This is a genomic window from Rhizobium sp. R635, assembly GCF_002211285.1.
Classification (GTDB): Bacteria; Pseudomonadota; Alphaproteobacteria; order Rhizobiales; family Rhizobiaceae; genus Rhizobium.
Map to the genome: position 1 here is coordinate 1 of NZ_LOKX01000003.1, position 14,690 is coordinate 14,690.

Genomic DNA, 14,690 nt, shown 5'->3' on the forward strand with positions numbered 1-14,690 from the left:
GCAGTGCGACCAGTTGGCTCTTCGTCGACAGCCGCCGCACATGCTTGTCGGCCTGATGCTCCTCCACAAGTCTTTCGAAAGCCGTCCAAGGAATCCGCTTCAACAGATCATGAAAGACGCTATTCTCATGCCGCACGGTGTTGCCCCTCTTTCGTGTCCGGGATTGTCGCCAAACATCCGAATACGAGTAGAATCAACACCGTGCGCCTTGTCCACCAAATTTAAACCGGACAGCAGTGGCACAAGGCCGAGGATGACGTCGAGGAAGGGGCGAGGCTTACGGCGGGTGGTCGCTGTTTTGGTAATATTATAATATATTCATATTGTTGCGCCGCTTTCCTGCGAGATCGAATCCGCTGCCTCGCAAAGTGATTCAGCGTCATCTCAGCAACTTCGAGTGAGGTGGCGCGGGCGGCGTTGACCTTGGCCCTTGCTGGGCCTAGATCAACAAAATGTTGAATAGCGCATTCTCCCATTTGCCGGCCTTGGAGCCGGGCAGCGTCTGGCTCGTCGGGGCCGGTCCGGGCGATCCGGGCCTGCTGACGCTCTTGGCTGCCAAGGGACTGGCCGAGGCCGATGTGATCGTCCATGACGCGCTGGTGAATGAGGACTGTCTGAGGCTCGCGCGCCCCGGCGCCGAACTCGAATATGCCGGCAAACGCGGCGGCAAGCCTTCGGCCAAGCAGCGGGATATTTCGTTGCGCCTGGTGGAACTGGCGTGCGCCGGCAAGCGGGTGCTGCGGCTGAAGGGCGGCGATCCCTTCGTCTTCGGGCGCGGCGGGGAAGAGGCGCTGACGCTGGTAGAACACAATATCCCGTTCCGCATCGTGCCGGGCATTACCGCCGGCATCGGCGGGCTTGCTTATGCCGGCATTCCGGTGACGCATCGCGAGATCAATCATGCGGTGACTTTTCTCACCGGCCATGATTCCTCCGGCATCGTGCCGGACAGGATCGACTGGGAAGCGATCGGCAAGGGTTCGCCCGTGATCGTCATATATATGGCGATGAAACATATCGCCCAGATCAGCGCCAATCTGATCGCGTCGGGCCGTTCGCCATCCGAGCCCGTGGCTTTCGTCTGCAATGCGGCGACCGGCGCGCAGCAGGTGCTGGAGACGACGCTTGGCGAAGCGGTTGCTGCCGTTGCCGCCTCCGGGCTGGAGCCGCCGGCGATCGTCGTGGTCGGCGAGGTGGTGCGGCTGCGCGCCTCGCTCGATTGGCTCGGCGCCCTGGCGGGCAGGCGTTTGCAGCCCGATCCGTTTGGCCGTTCCGGCAAGGTGCTGATATGAGCGGCCTCCTGATCGCAGCCCCTTCCTCCGGCGCCGGCAAGACGACGGTGACGCTCGGGCTGTTGAGGGCGCTTCGCCGCCGCGGCGTCTCGGTCGCGCCCGGTAAGGCCGGCCCCGACTATATCGATCCCGCCTTCCATGCGGCGGCAAGCGGCACGCCCTGCCTGAATTTCGACCCGTGGGCGATGCGCCCGGAGCTGATCTCGGCCAATGCCGCGCTTCACCGTTCCGGCGACCGTATTCTCGTCGTCGAGGCGATGATGGGACTTTTCGACGGCGCGGCCGACGGCAAGGGGACGGCGGCCGATCTTGCCGCCCAGCTCGGCCTTTCCGTCGTGCTCGTCGTCGATGCCTCGCGCATGTCGCAATCCGTGGCGCCGCTGGTATCAGGCTTTGCCGGCTTCCGTGCCGATGTCCGCGTCGCCGGCGTCATCCTGAACAAGGTCGGCAGCGACCGGCACGAGGCGATGCTGCGCCATGCGCTGGACGCGATCCGCATGCCCGTCGTCGCCGTGATTGGGGCCGACAAGGCGCTTTCCCTGCCGGAGCGCCATCTCGGGCTCGTCCAGGCCGGGGAACATGCGACGCTCGAAAATTTCATCGACCATGCGGCCGATGCCGTCTCCGAGGAATGCAATTTCGAATTCCTGCTGCGCATCGCACGGCAGGGGCTCAACCAGCCATCGGCCGCCAATATCGACCGGCTGATGCCGCTCGGCAGCCGTATCGCGGTGGCGCGCGACATCGCCTTTGCCTTTTCCTATGAGCATATGCTGCTCGGCTGGCGCCGCCGGGGGGCTGCGATCTCCTTCTTCTCGCCGCTTGCCGATGAGCGGCCTGCCGCCGATGCCGATGCGATCTATCTGCCGGGCGGTTATCCCGAACTGCATGCCGGGCGGCTGGCCGCGGCACAGAATTTTCGCGCCGGTCTTCTCGATGCGGCGGCGCGCGGCATCAGGATCTATGGCGAGTGCGGTGGTTACATGGTGCTGGGTGAGGGACTGGTTGATTCCGAGGGCAAACGCCATGAAATGCTCGGTTTGCTGCCCGTCGTCACCAGCTATGCCGAACGCAAGCGCCATCTCGGCTATCGCCGAGTCACGCCGCTCGACGGCGCGATCTTCCAGCGGCCGATGACGGCCCATGAATTCCACTATTCCACCGTCGTCTCCGAAGGCGAGGGCGAGCGGCTGTTTCAGGTGCGGGATGCGCTGGGAGCCGATCTCGGTGTCGCCGGGCTGAGGCGCGGGCAGGTGGCAGGCTCCTACATGCATCTGATCGACCTTGCGAGAGCCGCCGCGTGAGCGCGCCGATCGCCCATGGCGGCGGCATCACCGCCGCTGCCGCCGCCTTCGGCGGCAGGCCCCAGGACTGGCTCGACCTTTCCACGGGGATCAACCCGTGTCCTGTCGCTTTGCCTGAAATACCGGCGGCAGCCTGGCACCGCCTGCCGGACAGGCACCTCGTCGAAGCGGCAAGGCGCGCCGCGCGCGACTATTACGGCAGCGGCGAAATCCTGCCCCTGCCGGTGCCCGGCACGCAATCGGTGATCCAGCTGCTGCCGCGGCTGCTTCACGGGGGTAGGCAGGCTACGGTGACGGACGACAAAGTCGCCGTGACGGACGACAAAGTCGCCGTGGTGTTTCCGACCTACGGTGAATATGCGCGCGCCTTCGCTTCGGCCGGTTTTGCCGTCGATGCCGTCAGCGATGTCGCGGCAATCGGGGCTGGCCACCGACTTGCGGTCGTCGTCAATCCGAACAATCCCGATGGGCGCGTTTGGCCGGCCGATGCGCTGATCGCGCTGCACGACAGGATGAAATCGGCTGGCGGACTGCTCGTCGTCGACGAGGCTTTCGGCGATGCCGATCCGGCGCTCAGTCTCGCACGCCGCGCAGAAGAGCTTTCCAATCTGGTGATTTTCCGCTCCTTCGGCAAGTTCTTCGGGCTTGCCGGCCTGCGGCTCGGTTTCGTGATTGCGCGCGGCGACATTCTCGAGCGTTTTGAGGAATGGCTGGGACCCTGGGCGGTCTCAGGCCCGGCGCTGTCGCTGGCCGATTCGCTGTTGCGGCAGGATGTTTCCACGGTCCGCGGCCGCATCGCGGAGCGCAGTGCCGGACTGCATGCGGTGCTGGCCGGGGCAGGCTTGCGGATCGCCGGGGGGACGGCGTTGTTTACCCTCGTCGCCGATATCAGGGCGGGCGACATTTACACGCATCTCTGCCGCCATCATATTCTCGTCCGCAAGTTCGATTATGCGCCGGACTGGCTGCGTTTCGGGCTGACCCCCGATGCGGCGGCGGACAGGCGGCTTACTGAAGCCCTTCAGAGTTTTGAGCTATGATGATCGACGAAAACCTTCTCGTGCTGCTCCTGGCATTGCTGCTCGACCGGATCGTCGGCGATCCGCAATGGCTGTGGTCGCGGCTGCCGCACCCCGTCGTCCTGTTCGGCGAGGCGATCTCCTTTGCCGACCGGCAGCTCAACAATGCCGGCCTGACGGGCTCGCAGCGCCGGATGAACGGTGTCGCCGCCATACTGGCGCTGCTTCTGGTGGCGGTTGCCGCAGGCTTCGTCTTCGACCGGTTCTTCGCGCTCTTCGGCGTTGTTGGCATTCTGCTCGAAACCGGGCTGGTGGCGATCTTCCTGGCGCAGAAAAGCCTCGCCGATCACGTGGGCGCGGTTGCGGCCGCGCTTCGCGGCGAAGGGCTTGCCGGCGGGCGGGCAGCCGTTTCCCGCATCGTCGGGCGCGATCCCGAAACGCTGGATGAGCCGGCCGTCTGCCGCGCGGCGATCGAAAGCCTGGCGGAAAATTTCTCCGACGGCGTTGTGGCGCCGGCGCTCTGGTATGCCGTCTTCGGCCTGCCGGGGCTGCTTGCCTACAAGATGCTGAACACGGCGGATTCGATGATCGGCCACAAGTCCGAGAAATATCTCGATTTCGGCTGGGCCGCCGCCCGGCTCGACGATCTCGCCAACTGGCCGGCCGCCCGGATCTCCATCCTGCTGATCGCCGCCGGCGCCTGGCTCCGTCGTGGTACGAGCGCCAGCCGCGAAGCGGTCCGGGTCGCGATGCGCGACGGCGGGCTGCACCGCTCGCCGAATTCCGGCCGGCCGGAAGCTGCCATGGCCGGCGCCCTCAACGTCCAGCTCGCCGGCCCCCGCGTCTATGGCGGCGTCATCGTCGCCGAGCCGATGATCAACAATGCCGGTCGGGACGTTGCGACATTGCGTGACATCGAGGACGGCGTATCGGTGTTTCATGCGAGCTGCATGGTGCTGGCGGGGGTGACGTTCGGGTTGTTTTTGTGTTTTCTTTAGGGTTGTCCCACGGCATGAACGCCCCGGTGGACACATCAGCCGCAAAGGTTTATGCGAAACGCCTCATATCAGACCGGAAAGACAGCAATGACAGTTCAAGTTGAATTACCGTGCCCGAAGTGCAAGAGCACCAAGATGAAGTTCGAGCGGCCGGAGATCCGGGAGACCGACATCATCAAATGTGCGGCCTGCGGGCATAATCTCGGCACGATGGCCTCGATCCGCGAGAGAATGAACAAGGCCTATCAGCAGCTCAAGCGGCCTGCCGCTGCGCCCAAGCTCCAGTAGGCGCGGGGGTTCAATTCCCGCTTGGCTTGTTAGAATTGTGATTACCATTCGGGTTAAAGCTAAATAATAAGTATCGTCGTAGTCTCTCTACCATGAGGGCGCAATTAAACTGCGCGGGTTGGAAGAGGGGCTATCATGAGGACGATTTTAGCGGCTGCGGCCGCCAGTTTATTGCTGCAGTTTTCTCCCGTTGCTGCCGAAGCGGCAACATTGGTCGCCAAGATCAGCATCGACAAGCAGACGATGACCGTCACCGAGAACGGCTTCGTCAAGTATCGCTGGAAGGTTTCGACCGCGCGCCGCGGCTATGTCACGCCGACCGGTTCCTGGAGCGCCAAGTGGCTGTCGCGCGATCACCGTTCGCGCAAATACGACAACGCGCCGATGCCCTACGCCGTGTTCTTTAACGGCGGTTATGCCGTTCACGCCACCTTCGATCTGAAGCGCCTGGGCACGCCGGCCTCGCACGGCTGCGTTCGCCTGCATCCCGATAATGCGGCGCAGTTCTTCTCGCTGGCGCGCCAAGCCGGGCTTTCCAATACCCGCGTGGTCATCACGCGGTAATCTTTTCCAACGCGTCCATATCGGGCACGACGATATGCCGGGAATTCCCGATGTGGATGACGCCGCTCCTGCGCAGCTTTGTCATCTGGCGGCTAACGGTTTCGATCGTCAGCCCGAGGAAATCGGCGATTTCGGCGCGTGACAGCGGCAGGTCGAAGGCGGTGCTCGTTGCCGTCTGCGGTTCGGCATGAGTGGCGATGAGGTAAAGCAGGCTTGCGACCTTCTCTTCCGCCGTGCGCCGGCCGAGCGTCAGCATCCATTCGCGCGCAGCGTCCAGCTCCCTCAGCGCCTGGTCGTGCAGGTTGCGCTGGAGTTCCGGCGTCTCGGCGATCATTCGGTCGAGCAGGTTGCGGGGGAAGACGCAGATTTCGGCATCGGTCGCAGCCTCGGCCGACAGCGTGCTTTCGCGCACGAAGGGCCTGCCGACGAAATCGGGGGCGAATTGCAGGCCGACGATCTGCTGGCGTCCGTCCGGCATCACCTTGCAGAGCTTCACCACGCCGCGCATGATGTTCGAGTAAAAGGAGCTTTCCGACCCTTGCGCGATGATCTCTGAACCGGCCTCGACCTTGCGGCGCAGGGAGTGGCGGTTGAGTTCCTTCAACTGGCTGTTCGACAAGGCGCCGCAGACGACGCCGTGCCGCGCCTGGCAGGAGCGGCAGGCGAGGGGAATGGCGGCCTCGAAAACCTCACTGCTTGCGACATCCATGTCCTGGTCCTTTCAACATCCCCCGGGGCGTGCCTGACCGACTGGGCCACAATCGGGGATTCCGGCGTGGCTTGATGATTATCAAATGGCCGGGAGGACTATTTGATTCAGATCAAAGTTCCGATGCCAATCTTCGGGGTTCCGGCTGCTTTCGCCGGCTTGATTCGGGCGGCTCTTCGCCTTGGCGGCGGAACGCTCCTTCGCTCTGGCGCCAGGCCGCGCCTTTCAAAGGCTGGTTTCCATTGCTGTTTAGGCAACACCCGACCGGCAAATTGCCGCGACGCCGGGACGAAAGCATTGGCTTTTGAAAAGGATTTGCCTATGAGGGGGTTTAAATCGTCATTTCATGAGGTACAGCGCGTGACCGCTACATTCGACAAAGTTGCCGACATTATTGCAGAAACCAGCGAGATCGATCGCGCCACGATCACGCCGGAGAGCCATACGATCGACGACCTCGGTATCGACAGCCTCGATTTCCTCGACATCGTCTTTGCGATCGACAAGGAATTCGGCATCAAGATCCCGCTCGAAAAGTGGACGCAGGAAGTCAACGAGGGCAAGGTTTCCACCGAAGAATATTTCGTGCTGAAGAACCTCTGCGCCAAGATCGACGAGCTCAAAGCAGCCAAGGCCTGAGACATAACAGTCTTTTTTGAACGCCCTGCCGCCCTTGATATGGCGGCCGGGCGGTTTCGTTCCTAGATCAGTTCAGATTCGCACTTCCGGACGGAAAACCGCTTCGCACTTTTCCTGGAATTGCTCTAAGTAGGCGTCACCGGCGGGCGGATCTGGCCTGGCGGGCCGGAGGATCCGAATGCTGCTGGAATATTTCCAGATGATTGACCGCGTCGAAGCGGTGGACCTGAAGAAGGGCGTGCTCAACGCGCGATCCGTCGTGCCGGCCAAGAGCCCGGTCTTCGAGGGCCATTTTCCCGGCATGCCGCTCGTTCCCGGCGTGCTCTTGATCGAAACCATGGCGCAGGCCTCCGGCATGCTGGTGCTTGCCGCCACCGATTTTGCCGCCATGCCCTTCCTGATGTCGGTCGACGGCGCCAAGATGCGCACCTTCGTCGAGCCGGAAGCCGTGCTCGACATCGAGGCGGTGCTGGAGCATGACGGTTCGGGTTTCGCGGTTACGAAGGCCAAGATCACCAGCGGCGGCAAGAAGGTCTGCGATGCGCAGCTGAAACTGCGCACCATGCCTTTCAGCGAGGTTCCGCTCGGCGATATCGTGAAAAAACGCGCCGGCGAGGTCGGGCTTCTCGAAGCGATCGCGGCGCAGGGAGTGGTTGGATGAGCAAGGCTGCAAACGACGTCGTCATTTCAGGCGTCGGCATCGTCACCTGTCAAGGCGTCGGCAAGGATGCGCATATCGCGCTGCTTTCGGCCGAAAGCGCGCCGACGGCGATCGTCGAGACCGAGAAATTCAAGCCCTATCCGGTGCATCCGCTGCCCGAAATCGACTGGTCGCAGCAGATCGCCAAGCGCGGCGACCAGCGCCAGATGGAAAACTGGCAGCGCATCGGCGTCTTCGCCGCCGGTCTCGCGCTCGACGATGCCGGCTTCAAGGACAATATCGAAGCCTGCGGCACGATGGACATGATCGTGGCGGCCGGCGGCGGCGAGCGCGACATCAACGTCGACACGCTGATCGTCGACGAGGGACTGAAGCGCAACGACCGCGAGCTGCTGCTCAACGAGAAGCTGACGACGGAACTGAGGCCGACGCTGTTCCTGGCGCAGCTTTCCAACCTGCTGGCCGGCAATATTTCCATCGTTCACAAGGTCACCGGCTCCTCGCGCACCTTCATGGGCGAGGAAGCATCCGGCGTTTCTGCCGTCGAGACGGCCTTCTGGCGCATCCGGTCCGGCGAATCCACCCATGCGCTGGTCGGTGGCGCCTTTGCCGCCGAACGCCCCGACATGATTCTGCTCACCGAAGCGATCGGCGCGCATACGCGCGGCGAATGGGCGCCGCTCTGGTCGCGCTCGGGCCTCGAGGGCGGCGGCATGATCACCGGTTCGGCCGGCGTCTTCCTGGTGCTGGAATCGCGCAAGCATGCGCAGGAGCGCGGCGCGCATATCTATGCGACGATCAGCGCGGTGGAAGGCGACCGCGGCAATCGCGCGGCCGGCAATTTCGAAGTGCGGATGGAGCGGCTGCTGAAGCCTGCCGCCGACCTGCCGCCAGAGAGCACGGCGATCTTCTCCGGCTCGACCGGCATGCACGAGATCGCCGCCCGGGAAAAGGCGGTGCTGGAGCATCAGCTTCCGGGTGCCGCGATCCGCGGCTTCGGCGGGATTTCCGGTCACACGATCGAGGCGCATTTCCCGCTGGGGCTGGCGCTCGCAGCCCTTGCCATCGATGCCAAGGCCAAGGTTCCGCCCTTCGACGCCGCCCATGAAGCGCCGATGAAGGCGGGCACGAAGGCGGCTGTCGTCACGACGGTCGGACACCAGCGCGGCGAGGGCGTCGCCGTTCTTTCCGCAGAGGCGTGAGGAGAGAGATTATGACAGCTTCCGCTTACAGGGATCATCTCGGCCGGCCGATCGTCGCAGTGACGGGCATGGGCATCATCACCTCGCTCGGCCAGGGCCTGAAGGACAATTGGGCGGCCCTTTCCTCCGGCACCTCGGGCATCCACGCGATCAACCGCTTTCCCACAGAGGGCCTTTCGACGCGGATCGCCGGCACTGTCGATTTCATCGACATTCCGGTGCCGAACGCCGTCGAGCGTTCCTATGCCTTTGCGCGCGAGACGACCATCGAGGCGCTCGCCGATGCCGGTCTGTCGGGCGATTTCAACGGTCCGCTGTTCCTTGCCGCGCCGCCGATCGAACCCGAATGGAGCGCCCGTTTCGAGCTTGCCGATCGCTCGCCGGCCGCCGATCATCCGGGCGATGCCTATGAGCGTTTCCTGACGGCGCTGCGCCAGCGCCCGGACCCGGCCTTCCACGAGGCGGCGCTGTTCGGCGCGATTTCCGAGCGCCTTGCCGACCGGTTCGGCACGCGCGGCCTTCCGGTGACGCTGTCGACGGCCTGCGCTTCCGGTGTTACCGCGATCCAGCTCGGCATCGAGGCGATCCGCCAGGGCCGCACCGATCGCGCACTGACGGTTGCGACCGATGGGTCGCTCAGCGCCGAAGCGCTGATCCGCTTCTCGCTTCTGTCGGCGCTTTCGACGCAGAACGATCCGCCGACGAAGGCCTCCAAGCCGTTCAGCAAGGATCGCGACGGCTTCGTCATCGCCGAGGGCGCGGCGACGCTGGTGCTGGAATCGCTGGAATCGGCAATTGCCCGCGGCGCCAAGGTGCTCGGCATCATGAAGGGCGCCGGCGACAAGGCCGACAGCTTCCACCGCACCCGGTCGTCGCCGGACGGCGGCCCGGCGATCTCGACGATCCGCGCGGCCCTTGCCGATGCCGGCATCGACGAGAGCGGCATCGGCTACATCAATGCGCACGGCACCTCGACGCCCGAGAACGACAAGATGGAATATGGCGCGATGTCTGCGGTCTTCGGCGAGCGGCTCGTCGGCATTCCGGTTTCGTCGAACAAGTCGATGATCGGCCATACGCTGACGGCGGCCGGTGCGGTCGAGGCGGTGTTCTCGCTGCAGACGATGCTGACCGGCACGCTGCCACCGACGATCAACTACAACAATCCCGATCCGTCGATCGTGCTCGATGTCGTGCCGAACAAGAAGCGGGAAGCCCAGGTTTCGGCCGTGCTTTCCAACTCCTTCGGCTTCGGCGGGCAGAATGCCAGCCTTGTCATGGCGCTCGAACCGGCTTAAGCGGTTCCCGACAATTTCAAGACGAGACGAACGCCTTCGAGGCGAGGGATTTTGCCATGCGCGCTTTGCAACTGATCGACGACCGCAAGCTTGAGATCACCGACCTGCCGGAACCCGACGCTCCCGCCGCGGGCGAGGTGACGCTGCGCGTCAAGGCGGTGGCGCTCAACCATATCGATGTCTGGGGCTGGCGCGGCATGGCGTTCGCCAAGCGCAAGATGCCGCTCGTCATCGGCGCGGAAGCCTCCGGCGTCGTGGAAGCGATCGGGCCGGGTGTCGCCAATGTGCTGCCGGGCCAACTGGTCTCGATCTACGGCGCGCGCACCTGCGGCCTCTGCCGCCCGTGCCGCGAAGGCCGCGACAATCTCTGCGAACACGTCTCCGGCGTGCACGGCTTCCATCTTGACGGTTTCGCGCAGGAGAAGGTGAACCTGCCGGCGCGCCTGCTCGTTCCCGCGCCTCCCGGCGTGGATGCGATCGGGGCGGCGCTGGCGCCCGTCACCTTCGGCACGGTCGAGCACATGCTGTTCGACAATGCCAAGCTCGAGCCCGGCGAGACGATCCTCGTCCATGCTGGCGGCTCCGGCATCGGCACGGCGGCGATCCAGCTTGCCAAGAAGATCGGCTGCACCGTCATCACCACGGTCGGTTCCGACGACAAGATCGAGAAGGCGAAGGCGCTCGGCGCCGATCACGTCATCAACTACCGCACCGACCGCTTCGAAGGCGTGGTGCGCAAGCTCACCAAGAAGAAGGGCGTCGACGTCGTCTTCGAACATGTGGGCAAGGACACCTGGGCGGGCTCGATGCTCTGCATGAAGCGCGGCGGGCGCCTCGTCACCTGCGGCTCGACCTCCGGCGTTTCGACAGAGATGAACCTGATGATGCTGTTCCAGCAGCAATTGAAGCTCTTCGGCTCCTTCGGCTGCCGCATGGAAAACATGGCGGACGCCATGCAGAAGATGGGCCGCGGGCTCGTCCATCCCGTCATCGACACCGAGGTCGGCTTCGACGACATCGACCGGGCGCTGGAGCGGATGGAATCGCGCCAGATCTTCGGCAAGATCATCCTGAAGATGGATTGAGCCCACGTGAAGCTGATCATCACCCGGATCGTTCTGGCGCTCAGGAATTTCCAGCAATGGCTGGTGGCGCAGGTGATGTTCGGCTTCCTGAACGTGCTGAAGCTGTTTCCGGCCGATGGCGCGATCCGCTTCGCCGACCGGATGATGCGCCGCCTCGGCCGGCGGACACGCCGCCACAAGCTCATGCTTACCAATCTGCGCAACGCCTTCCCTGAGAAGAGCGAGGCGGAGATCGAGGAAATCGCGCTCGCCAGCTGGGGAAACATGGGCCGGCTCGCGGCGGAATACGTCTTCCTCGATCAGCTGTTCGATTTCGATCCCGAGCGGACCGAGCCGGGCAGGGTGGAGGTGTCGGGCATTCCCATCTTCCTCGACCTGCGTGACAATCCGCGCCCCTTCATCGTCTTCACCGGCCATACCGCCAATTTCGAGCTGCTGCCGGTGGCAGCCGCCGCCTTCGGCATGACCGTGACCGTGCTCTTCCGGCCGCCGAACAACCCGTATGTCGCCAAGAAGGTGTTCGACTTCCGCAGCGCGCGCATGGGCAAGCTGGTGCCCTCGCATGCCGGCTCCTCCTTCGCGCTCGCGCGCCAGCTGGAAGCGGGCCAGGGGGTGGGCGTGCTGGTCGACCAGAAATTCGGCAAGGGGCTGAAGGGCACCTTCTTCGGGCTTGATGTGAAGACCAATCCGCTGCTGCCGAAGCTGGTGCGCCAGTTCGATTGCGAAGTCTATCCGGCGCGCTGCATCCGCCTGCCGGGGAATCGCTACCGGCTGGAAATCGAACCTCGGCTGGAGATGCCTCGCGATGCCAAAGGCAATCTCGACCTGCCGGCGGCCGCTCAATTGCTCAACGACAAGGTGGAAGGCTGGGTGCGGGAATATCCCGAACAATGGCTCTGGTATCACGACCGCTGGCAAATCAAGAAGACGCTCGCGCTTTGAAAAGCACACCCTGATTTATCAGCGGTGAAAAGCGGCAGGTGCTCTTGGATTGAAACGGAGTAAACTTCGTGTTAGCCGTCACCACCAAAGCGCGAATAATATCTACCTTAAGGCGCATTTTTTGGGGAAATGCAGCCACATCAATTTGGACACGCCACTTGGGACAATGGGAGTGGGAGGCGTCTTGCTGGAGCTTTTTCGAGCCTTTTCCTTGCGTTGTGCGCAAATAGAGGAAGCCATCCGCCGGGGTGACGATCAGCGCGTCATGTCGCTCGATCGGCATGTCGAGCCGCTGGTCGAGGCGATCCTGGCCTGCCGGGCAGGCAATCTTCTCGAAGTCTACATGCAACTGCAGTTCGTGAGCCAGCTTGTCGCTCAGGATGCCGACGACAGCGCCAGCGTCCGGGAACATACGGCGGTGCTTTCTTACCTGCTCGACCGCTATTTCGGCACGCATGCGCCCGACTGGCGGGTGCCTTCGCCGCAGGACGCGCGCATCGAGCCGCCGGCAGCCTATGTGCCCGACACCGACAACGGCCAGTTCCTCAACGCGGCGATCCTCGAAAGCCTGCCGGACCGGATCGCGGTGCTGACCAGGGACTACCGCTACCTCTATTCCAATGCGGCAAACAGCGCCTATCTCAACAGGAAGCCGATGGAACTCATCGGGCACCATCTATCCGAATTCATCGGCGAGGAACGTTTTGCCGCATGCGCCAAGCAAAAGCTGGACGCGTGTTTTGCCGGCGAGGAGATCGACTATACCTATGAGCGTTCGGCCGGCGGCGGCGCATCGCGGCAAATACGCTGTCGCATGTCGCCGCTGCGCGACGCGGGCGGCACGGTAATCGGCGCTTTGATCGTGATGGATCGATGATCCAACTTAGGCAGTTGCCCAGACGGCGAGCTCGTAGCCATCGCGGTCGAGGAAATGGAAACGGCGGCCGCCGGGAAAATCGGTGATCGGCCGGCAGATCGTGCCGCCGGCCCGTTCGACCGAGGTCAGCACCTCTTCCAGATCCCTGGCGTAGACGACGACCAGCGGGCCGCCCGGCCGCACGGGGCCGAAATCGGTGAAGCCGCCCTTCAGCCGCCCATCGTCGAATTCGCAGTAGTTCGGGCCGTAATCGGTGAAACGCCAGCCGAAGGCCGAGCCGTAAAAGGCTTTTGCGGCGGCGATGTCGGAGACGTTGAATTCGACATAATCGATGCGGCGGTCGTTGTGTTCTGAGTTTTCGGCCATCTATCTCTCCATCAGGGCTTTCAGCATGGCGAGGTCTTTCTCGATATGCGCGGCATCGGCGGCAAATTGCGCGTCGGTCATGCCGGGCAGGCGCAGCAGCGTGAACATGACCTCGCAGCCGTCGCCGTTCGGCACGATGCGCAGCGCATTATAAACCCTGAGCCCGGATTCGATCGTCACCGTATGATCGATCACGCCGAATTCATTGCTGGGCACGAAGCTCACCTTGATGGTGCCGAGAGGACCATGGGCAATCCAGTCGGCGCCGTCGGGCTCGAAGCCGGTCGCAAGGCCGGAGGCCCAGAGCGGCATGTTTTCCGGCTTGCCGGCGAAATCGTAGACGTCGCGCCAGTCGCGTTCGATCGATCGGTGGATGATTTTTGCAGGCATCGTCGCCATGGCTTGAAGGTCCTCGCATTTTGGTTTCCCTGAAATAATAAGGCCAGCCGGTGCTGTCTTGAACAAAACGGTCAGCCGGATCTTTCCCGCATGCCGAGCTGGTCGAGGATGATCGCAGGCGTCAGCGTCGAGAGTTCTGCGACCTCGCGCGTCATGTGGGCCTGGTCGGCAAAACCTGCTTCGAGCGCGATGCGGGCGAGCGGCATCGTGCCCGCCTTGCGGCAGACGTCGAGGAAACGTTGGAACCGGCGGATGCGTTCCAGCGTCTTTGCGCCATAGCCGAAATGATGGTGGCAGCGGCGGCGCAGCTGCCTTTCGCTGATGCCGAGCCGGTCTGGCAGGCCGGGGGCAGGGCGGCCGCTGTCGGCAGCGGCGAAGATCACGGCGGCGTCCCGGTCAGGCTCCTCCTCATGGCGCGCGGCCTCTTCAAGCAGGCGGCCGAAGAGCGCTACGGCGGCCGTGGGCTCCGGGCAATCCCGGAGCCGCGCCTCGAATTCGCTCGTCTCCTTCCGGCCGATATCGGCAAGCGGCACGGAGAGGCCGACCAGCGCCGAGAGCGGCGTCTTCAGCCAGGATGCCGCAGCACCCGGCGCAAAACGTGCGCCGATGACGGTCGCGCCAGGCCCTATCACGGGAAAGGCGGCTGTCCTGTCGGGGCCGGCGACCTCAAGCCTGCCGTCGATCCAGAGAAGATCACAATAACCATCCGGTACGATCGCCACCGTCGCCGGCGGCCCGTCGTTCAGCCTGTGCGACCAGAGGCGGCTGAAATGGCGCCGCAAGGCGGGCGGCGGCGCATATTCGTGGTAGCGGCCGGCGCGGGCCGCAAGCAGCGCCATGTCTTTTGGTCTTTTCGATACCAAGCGATATCTCCCGAGCTCCGCATGATAACATGAGTTAGGCCTTGCCGGCAGGCCGGTGAAAGATGCGGCTTGCGGATCGGCGTTAAATGGCAGGTTGTCGGACAAGTCGGAAAAACAAAGCTGCATTTCATGGGCTTTGCGAACCGATTAGACCCTTGCGAGACTTGCCGTTTGACCAAGACAG

At 63.6% G+C, this 14,690-nt stretch carries 19 protein-coding genes; 13 read left to right on the forward strand and 6 right to left on the reverse strand.

Going from position 1 to position 14,690, the window contains the following annotated elements:
* A partial coding sequence (locus ATY78_RS03910; protein WP_141105620.1) for a DUF4372 domain-containing protein occupies positions 1-136 on the reverse strand: 136 nt, incomplete at its 3' end.
* Between the two features lie 316 nt (positions 137-452).
* Between ATY78_RS03910 and cobA the strand changes: the two genes are divergently transcribed.
* The 6 genes from cobA to ATY78_RS03940 all read left to right on the forward strand — a co-directional run bounded on the left by cobA (position 453) and on the right by ATY78_RS03940 (position 5,465).
* Positions 453-1,292 (forward strand): uroporphyrinogen-III C-methyltransferase, encoded by an 840-nt coding sequence (gene cobA / locus ATY78_RS03915; protein WP_088681045.1) that lies wholly within the window; start codon positions 453-455, stop codon positions 1,290-1,292.
* Entirely contained in the window at positions 1,289-2,596 is a 1,308-nt protein-coding gene (locus ATY78_RS03920) for a cobyrinate a,c-diamide synthase (protein WP_088681046.1), read from the forward strand. The genes cobA and ATY78_RS03920 overlap by 4 nt, the downstream gene beginning before the upstream one ends.
* Positions 2,593-3,636 (forward strand): threonine-phosphate decarboxylase CobD, encoded by a 1,044-nt coding sequence (gene cobD / locus ATY78_RS03925; protein ID WP_088681047.1) that lies wholly within the window; start codon positions 2,593-2,595, stop codon positions 3,634-3,636. Before ATY78_RS03920 ends, cobD begins: the two co-directional genes overlap by 4 nt.
* Complete coding sequence (gene cbiB / locus ATY78_RS03930) at positions 3,633-4,613, forward strand: adenosylcobinamide-phosphate synthase CbiB (RefSeq protein ID WP_088681048.1); 981 nt, start codon at positions 3,633-3,635, stop codon at positions 4,611-4,613. Before cobD ends, cbiB begins: the two co-directional genes overlap by 4 nt.
* A gap of 87 nt (positions 4,614-4,700) precedes the next feature.
* A complete protein-coding gene (locus ATY78_RS03935; RefSeq protein ID WP_088681049.1) occupies positions 4,701-4,901 on the forward strand; it encodes a hypothetical protein in 201 nt (66 codons plus the stop codon).
* 135 nt (positions 4,902-5,036) lie between these two features.
* Entirely contained in the window at positions 5,037-5,465 is a 429-nt protein-coding gene (locus tag ATY78_RS03940; protein WP_088681050.1) for a L,D-transpeptidase, read from the forward strand.
* On the opposite strand, the gene ATY78_RS03945 is transcribed toward ATY78_RS03940, so the two are convergent.
* The gene (locus ATY78_RS03945) at positions 5,455-6,174 is read right to left on the reverse strand and encodes a Crp/Fnr family transcriptional regulator (RefSeq protein ID WP_088681051.1); all 720 of its coding nucleotides are present in this window, start codon (positions 6,172-6,174) and stop codon (positions 5,455-5,457) included. The two genes, ATY78_RS03940 and ATY78_RS03945, sit on opposite strands and share 11 nt — an antisense overlap.
* 360 nt (positions 6,175-6,534) lie before the next feature.
* Between ATY78_RS03945 and ATY78_RS03950 the strand changes: the two genes are divergently transcribed.
* From ATY78_RS03950 to ATY78_RS03975, 6 genes are all read left to right on the forward strand, one after another.
* Positions 6,535-6,813, forward strand: coding sequence for an acyl carrier protein (locus ATY78_RS03950; RefSeq protein ID WP_003540486.1), 279 nt, complete (start codon positions 6,535-6,537; stop codon positions 6,811-6,813).
* A 178-nt stretch (positions 6,814-6,991) separates the two neighbouring features.
* Positions 6,992-7,474: a 3-hydroxyacyl-ACP dehydratase FabZ family protein gene (locus ATY78_RS03955; protein WP_088681052.1), complete on the forward strand. Its 483-nt coding sequence runs from the start codon at positions 6,992-6,994 to the stop codon at positions 7,472-7,474.
* Positions 7,471-8,676 (forward strand): beta-ketoacyl-ACP synthase, encoded by a 1,206-nt coding sequence (locus tag ATY78_RS03960; protein WP_088681053.1) that lies wholly within the window; start codon positions 7,471-7,473, stop codon positions 8,674-8,676. The genes ATY78_RS03955 and ATY78_RS03960 overlap by 4 nt, the downstream gene beginning before the upstream one ends.
* Before the next feature lie 11 nt (positions 8,677-8,687).
* Positions 8,688-9,974 (forward strand): beta-ketoacyl-ACP synthase, encoded by a 1,287-nt coding sequence (locus ATY78_RS03965; protein WP_088681054.1) that lies wholly within the window; start codon positions 8,688-8,690, stop codon positions 9,972-9,974.
* A 56-nt stretch (positions 9,975-10,030) separates the two neighbouring features.
* On the forward strand, positions 10,031-11,059 hold the full coding sequence (locus ATY78_RS03970; protein ID WP_085737525.1) for a zinc-binding dehydrogenase: 1,029 nt from the start codon (positions 10,031-10,033) through the stop codon (positions 11,057-11,059).
* Between the two features lie 6 nt (positions 11,060-11,065).
* Positions 11,066-12,001, forward strand: coding sequence for a lipid A biosynthesis lauroyl acyltransferase (locus ATY78_RS03975; RefSeq protein ID WP_088681055.1), 936 nt, complete (start codon positions 11,066-11,068; stop codon positions 11,999-12,001).
* On the opposite strand, the gene ATY78_RS28445 is transcribed toward ATY78_RS03975, so the two are convergent.
* The gene (locus ATY78_RS28445; RefSeq protein WP_190237392.1) at positions 11,979-12,284 is read right to left on the reverse strand and encodes a hypothetical protein; all 306 of its coding nucleotides are present in this window, start codon (positions 12,282-12,284) and stop codon (positions 11,979-11,981) included. The two genes, ATY78_RS03975 and ATY78_RS28445, sit on opposite strands and share 23 nt — an antisense overlap.
* Between ATY78_RS28445 and ATY78_RS03980 the strand changes: the two genes are divergently transcribed.
* Positions 12,186-12,878, forward strand: a complete 693-nt coding sequence (locus tag ATY78_RS03980) for a PAS domain-containing protein (protein ID WP_190237385.1) — start codon at positions 12,186-12,188, stop codon at positions 12,876-12,878. The two genes, ATY78_RS28445 and ATY78_RS03980, sit on opposite strands and share 99 nt — an antisense overlap.
* A 6-nt stretch (positions 12,879-12,884) precedes the next feature.
* Here the strand turns inward: ATY78_RS03980 and ATY78_RS03985 are convergent, their stop codons facing one another.
* The 3 genes from ATY78_RS03985 to ATY78_RS03995 form a co-directional block, all read right to left on the reverse strand.
* Entirely contained in the window at positions 12,885-13,244 is a 360-nt protein-coding gene (locus ATY78_RS03985) for a VOC family protein (protein ID WP_011425727.1), read from the reverse strand.
* The gene (locus ATY78_RS03990; RefSeq protein ID WP_088681057.1) at positions 13,245-13,643 is read right to left on the reverse strand and encodes a polyketide cyclase; all 399 of its coding nucleotides are present in this window, start codon (positions 13,641-13,643) and stop codon (positions 13,245-13,247) included. It lies immediately after the preceding gene.
* Between the two features lie 71 nt (positions 13,644-13,714).
* Entirely contained in the window at positions 13,715-14,506 is a 792-nt protein-coding gene (locus ATY78_RS03995) for a helix-turn-helix domain-containing protein (RefSeq protein ID WP_088681058.1), read from the reverse strand.
* Positions 14,507-14,690: the final 184 nt, after the last annotated feature.

Bases quoted from the DNA above. Each gene is read 5' to 3' on its own strand.
- ATY78_RS03965 (WP_088681054.1), top strand. From the start codon at position 8,688: ATGACAGCTTCCGCTTACAGGGATCATCTCGGCCGGCCGATCGTCGCA.
- ATY78_RS03940 (WP_088681050.1), top strand. From the start codon at position 5,037: ATGAGGACGATTTTAGCGGCTGCGGCCGCCAGTTTATTGCTGCAGTTT.
- ATY78_RS28445 (WP_190237392.1), bottom strand. From the start codon at position 12,284: ATGCCGATCGAGCGACATGACGCGCTGATCGTCACCCCGGCGGATGGC.
- ATY78_RS03955 (WP_088681052.1), top strand. From the start codon at position 6,992: ATGCTGCTGGAATATTTCCAGATGATTGACCGCGTCGAAGCGGTGGAC.
- ATY78_RS03970 (WP_085737525.1), top strand. From the start codon at position 10,031: ATGCGCGCTTTGCAACTGATCGACGACCGCAAGCTTGAGATCACCGAC.
- ATY78_RS03990 (WP_088681057.1), bottom strand. From the start codon at position 13,643: ATGGCGACGATGCCTGCAAAAATCATCCACCGATCGATCGAACGCGAC.
- ATY78_RS03920 (WP_088681046.1), top strand. From the start codon at position 1,289: ATGAGCGGCCTCCTGATCGCAGCCCCTTCCTCCGGCGCCGGCAAGACG.
- cobA (WP_088681045.1), top strand. From the start codon at position 453: ATGTTGAATAGCGCATTCTCCCATTTGCCGGCCTTGGAGCCGGGCAGC.
- ATY78_RS03960 (WP_088681053.1), top strand. From the start codon at position 7,471: ATGAGCAAGGCTGCAAACGACGTCGTCATTTCAGGCGTCGGCATCGTC.
- ATY78_RS03935 (WP_088681049.1), top strand. From the start codon at position 4,701: ATGACAGTTCAAGTTGAATTACCGTGCCCGAAGTGCAAGAGCACCAAG.
- ATY78_RS03985 (WP_011425727.1), bottom strand. From the start codon at position 13,244: ATGGCCGAAAACTCAGAACACAACGACCGCCGCATCGATTATGTCGAA.
- cbiB (WP_088681048.1), top strand. From the start codon at position 3,633: ATGATGATCGACGAAAACCTTCTCGTGCTGCTCCTGGCATTGCTGCTC.
- ATY78_RS03945 (WP_088681051.1), bottom strand. From the start codon at position 6,174: ATGGATGTCGCAAGCAGTGAGGTTTTCGAGGCCGCCATTCCCCTCGCC.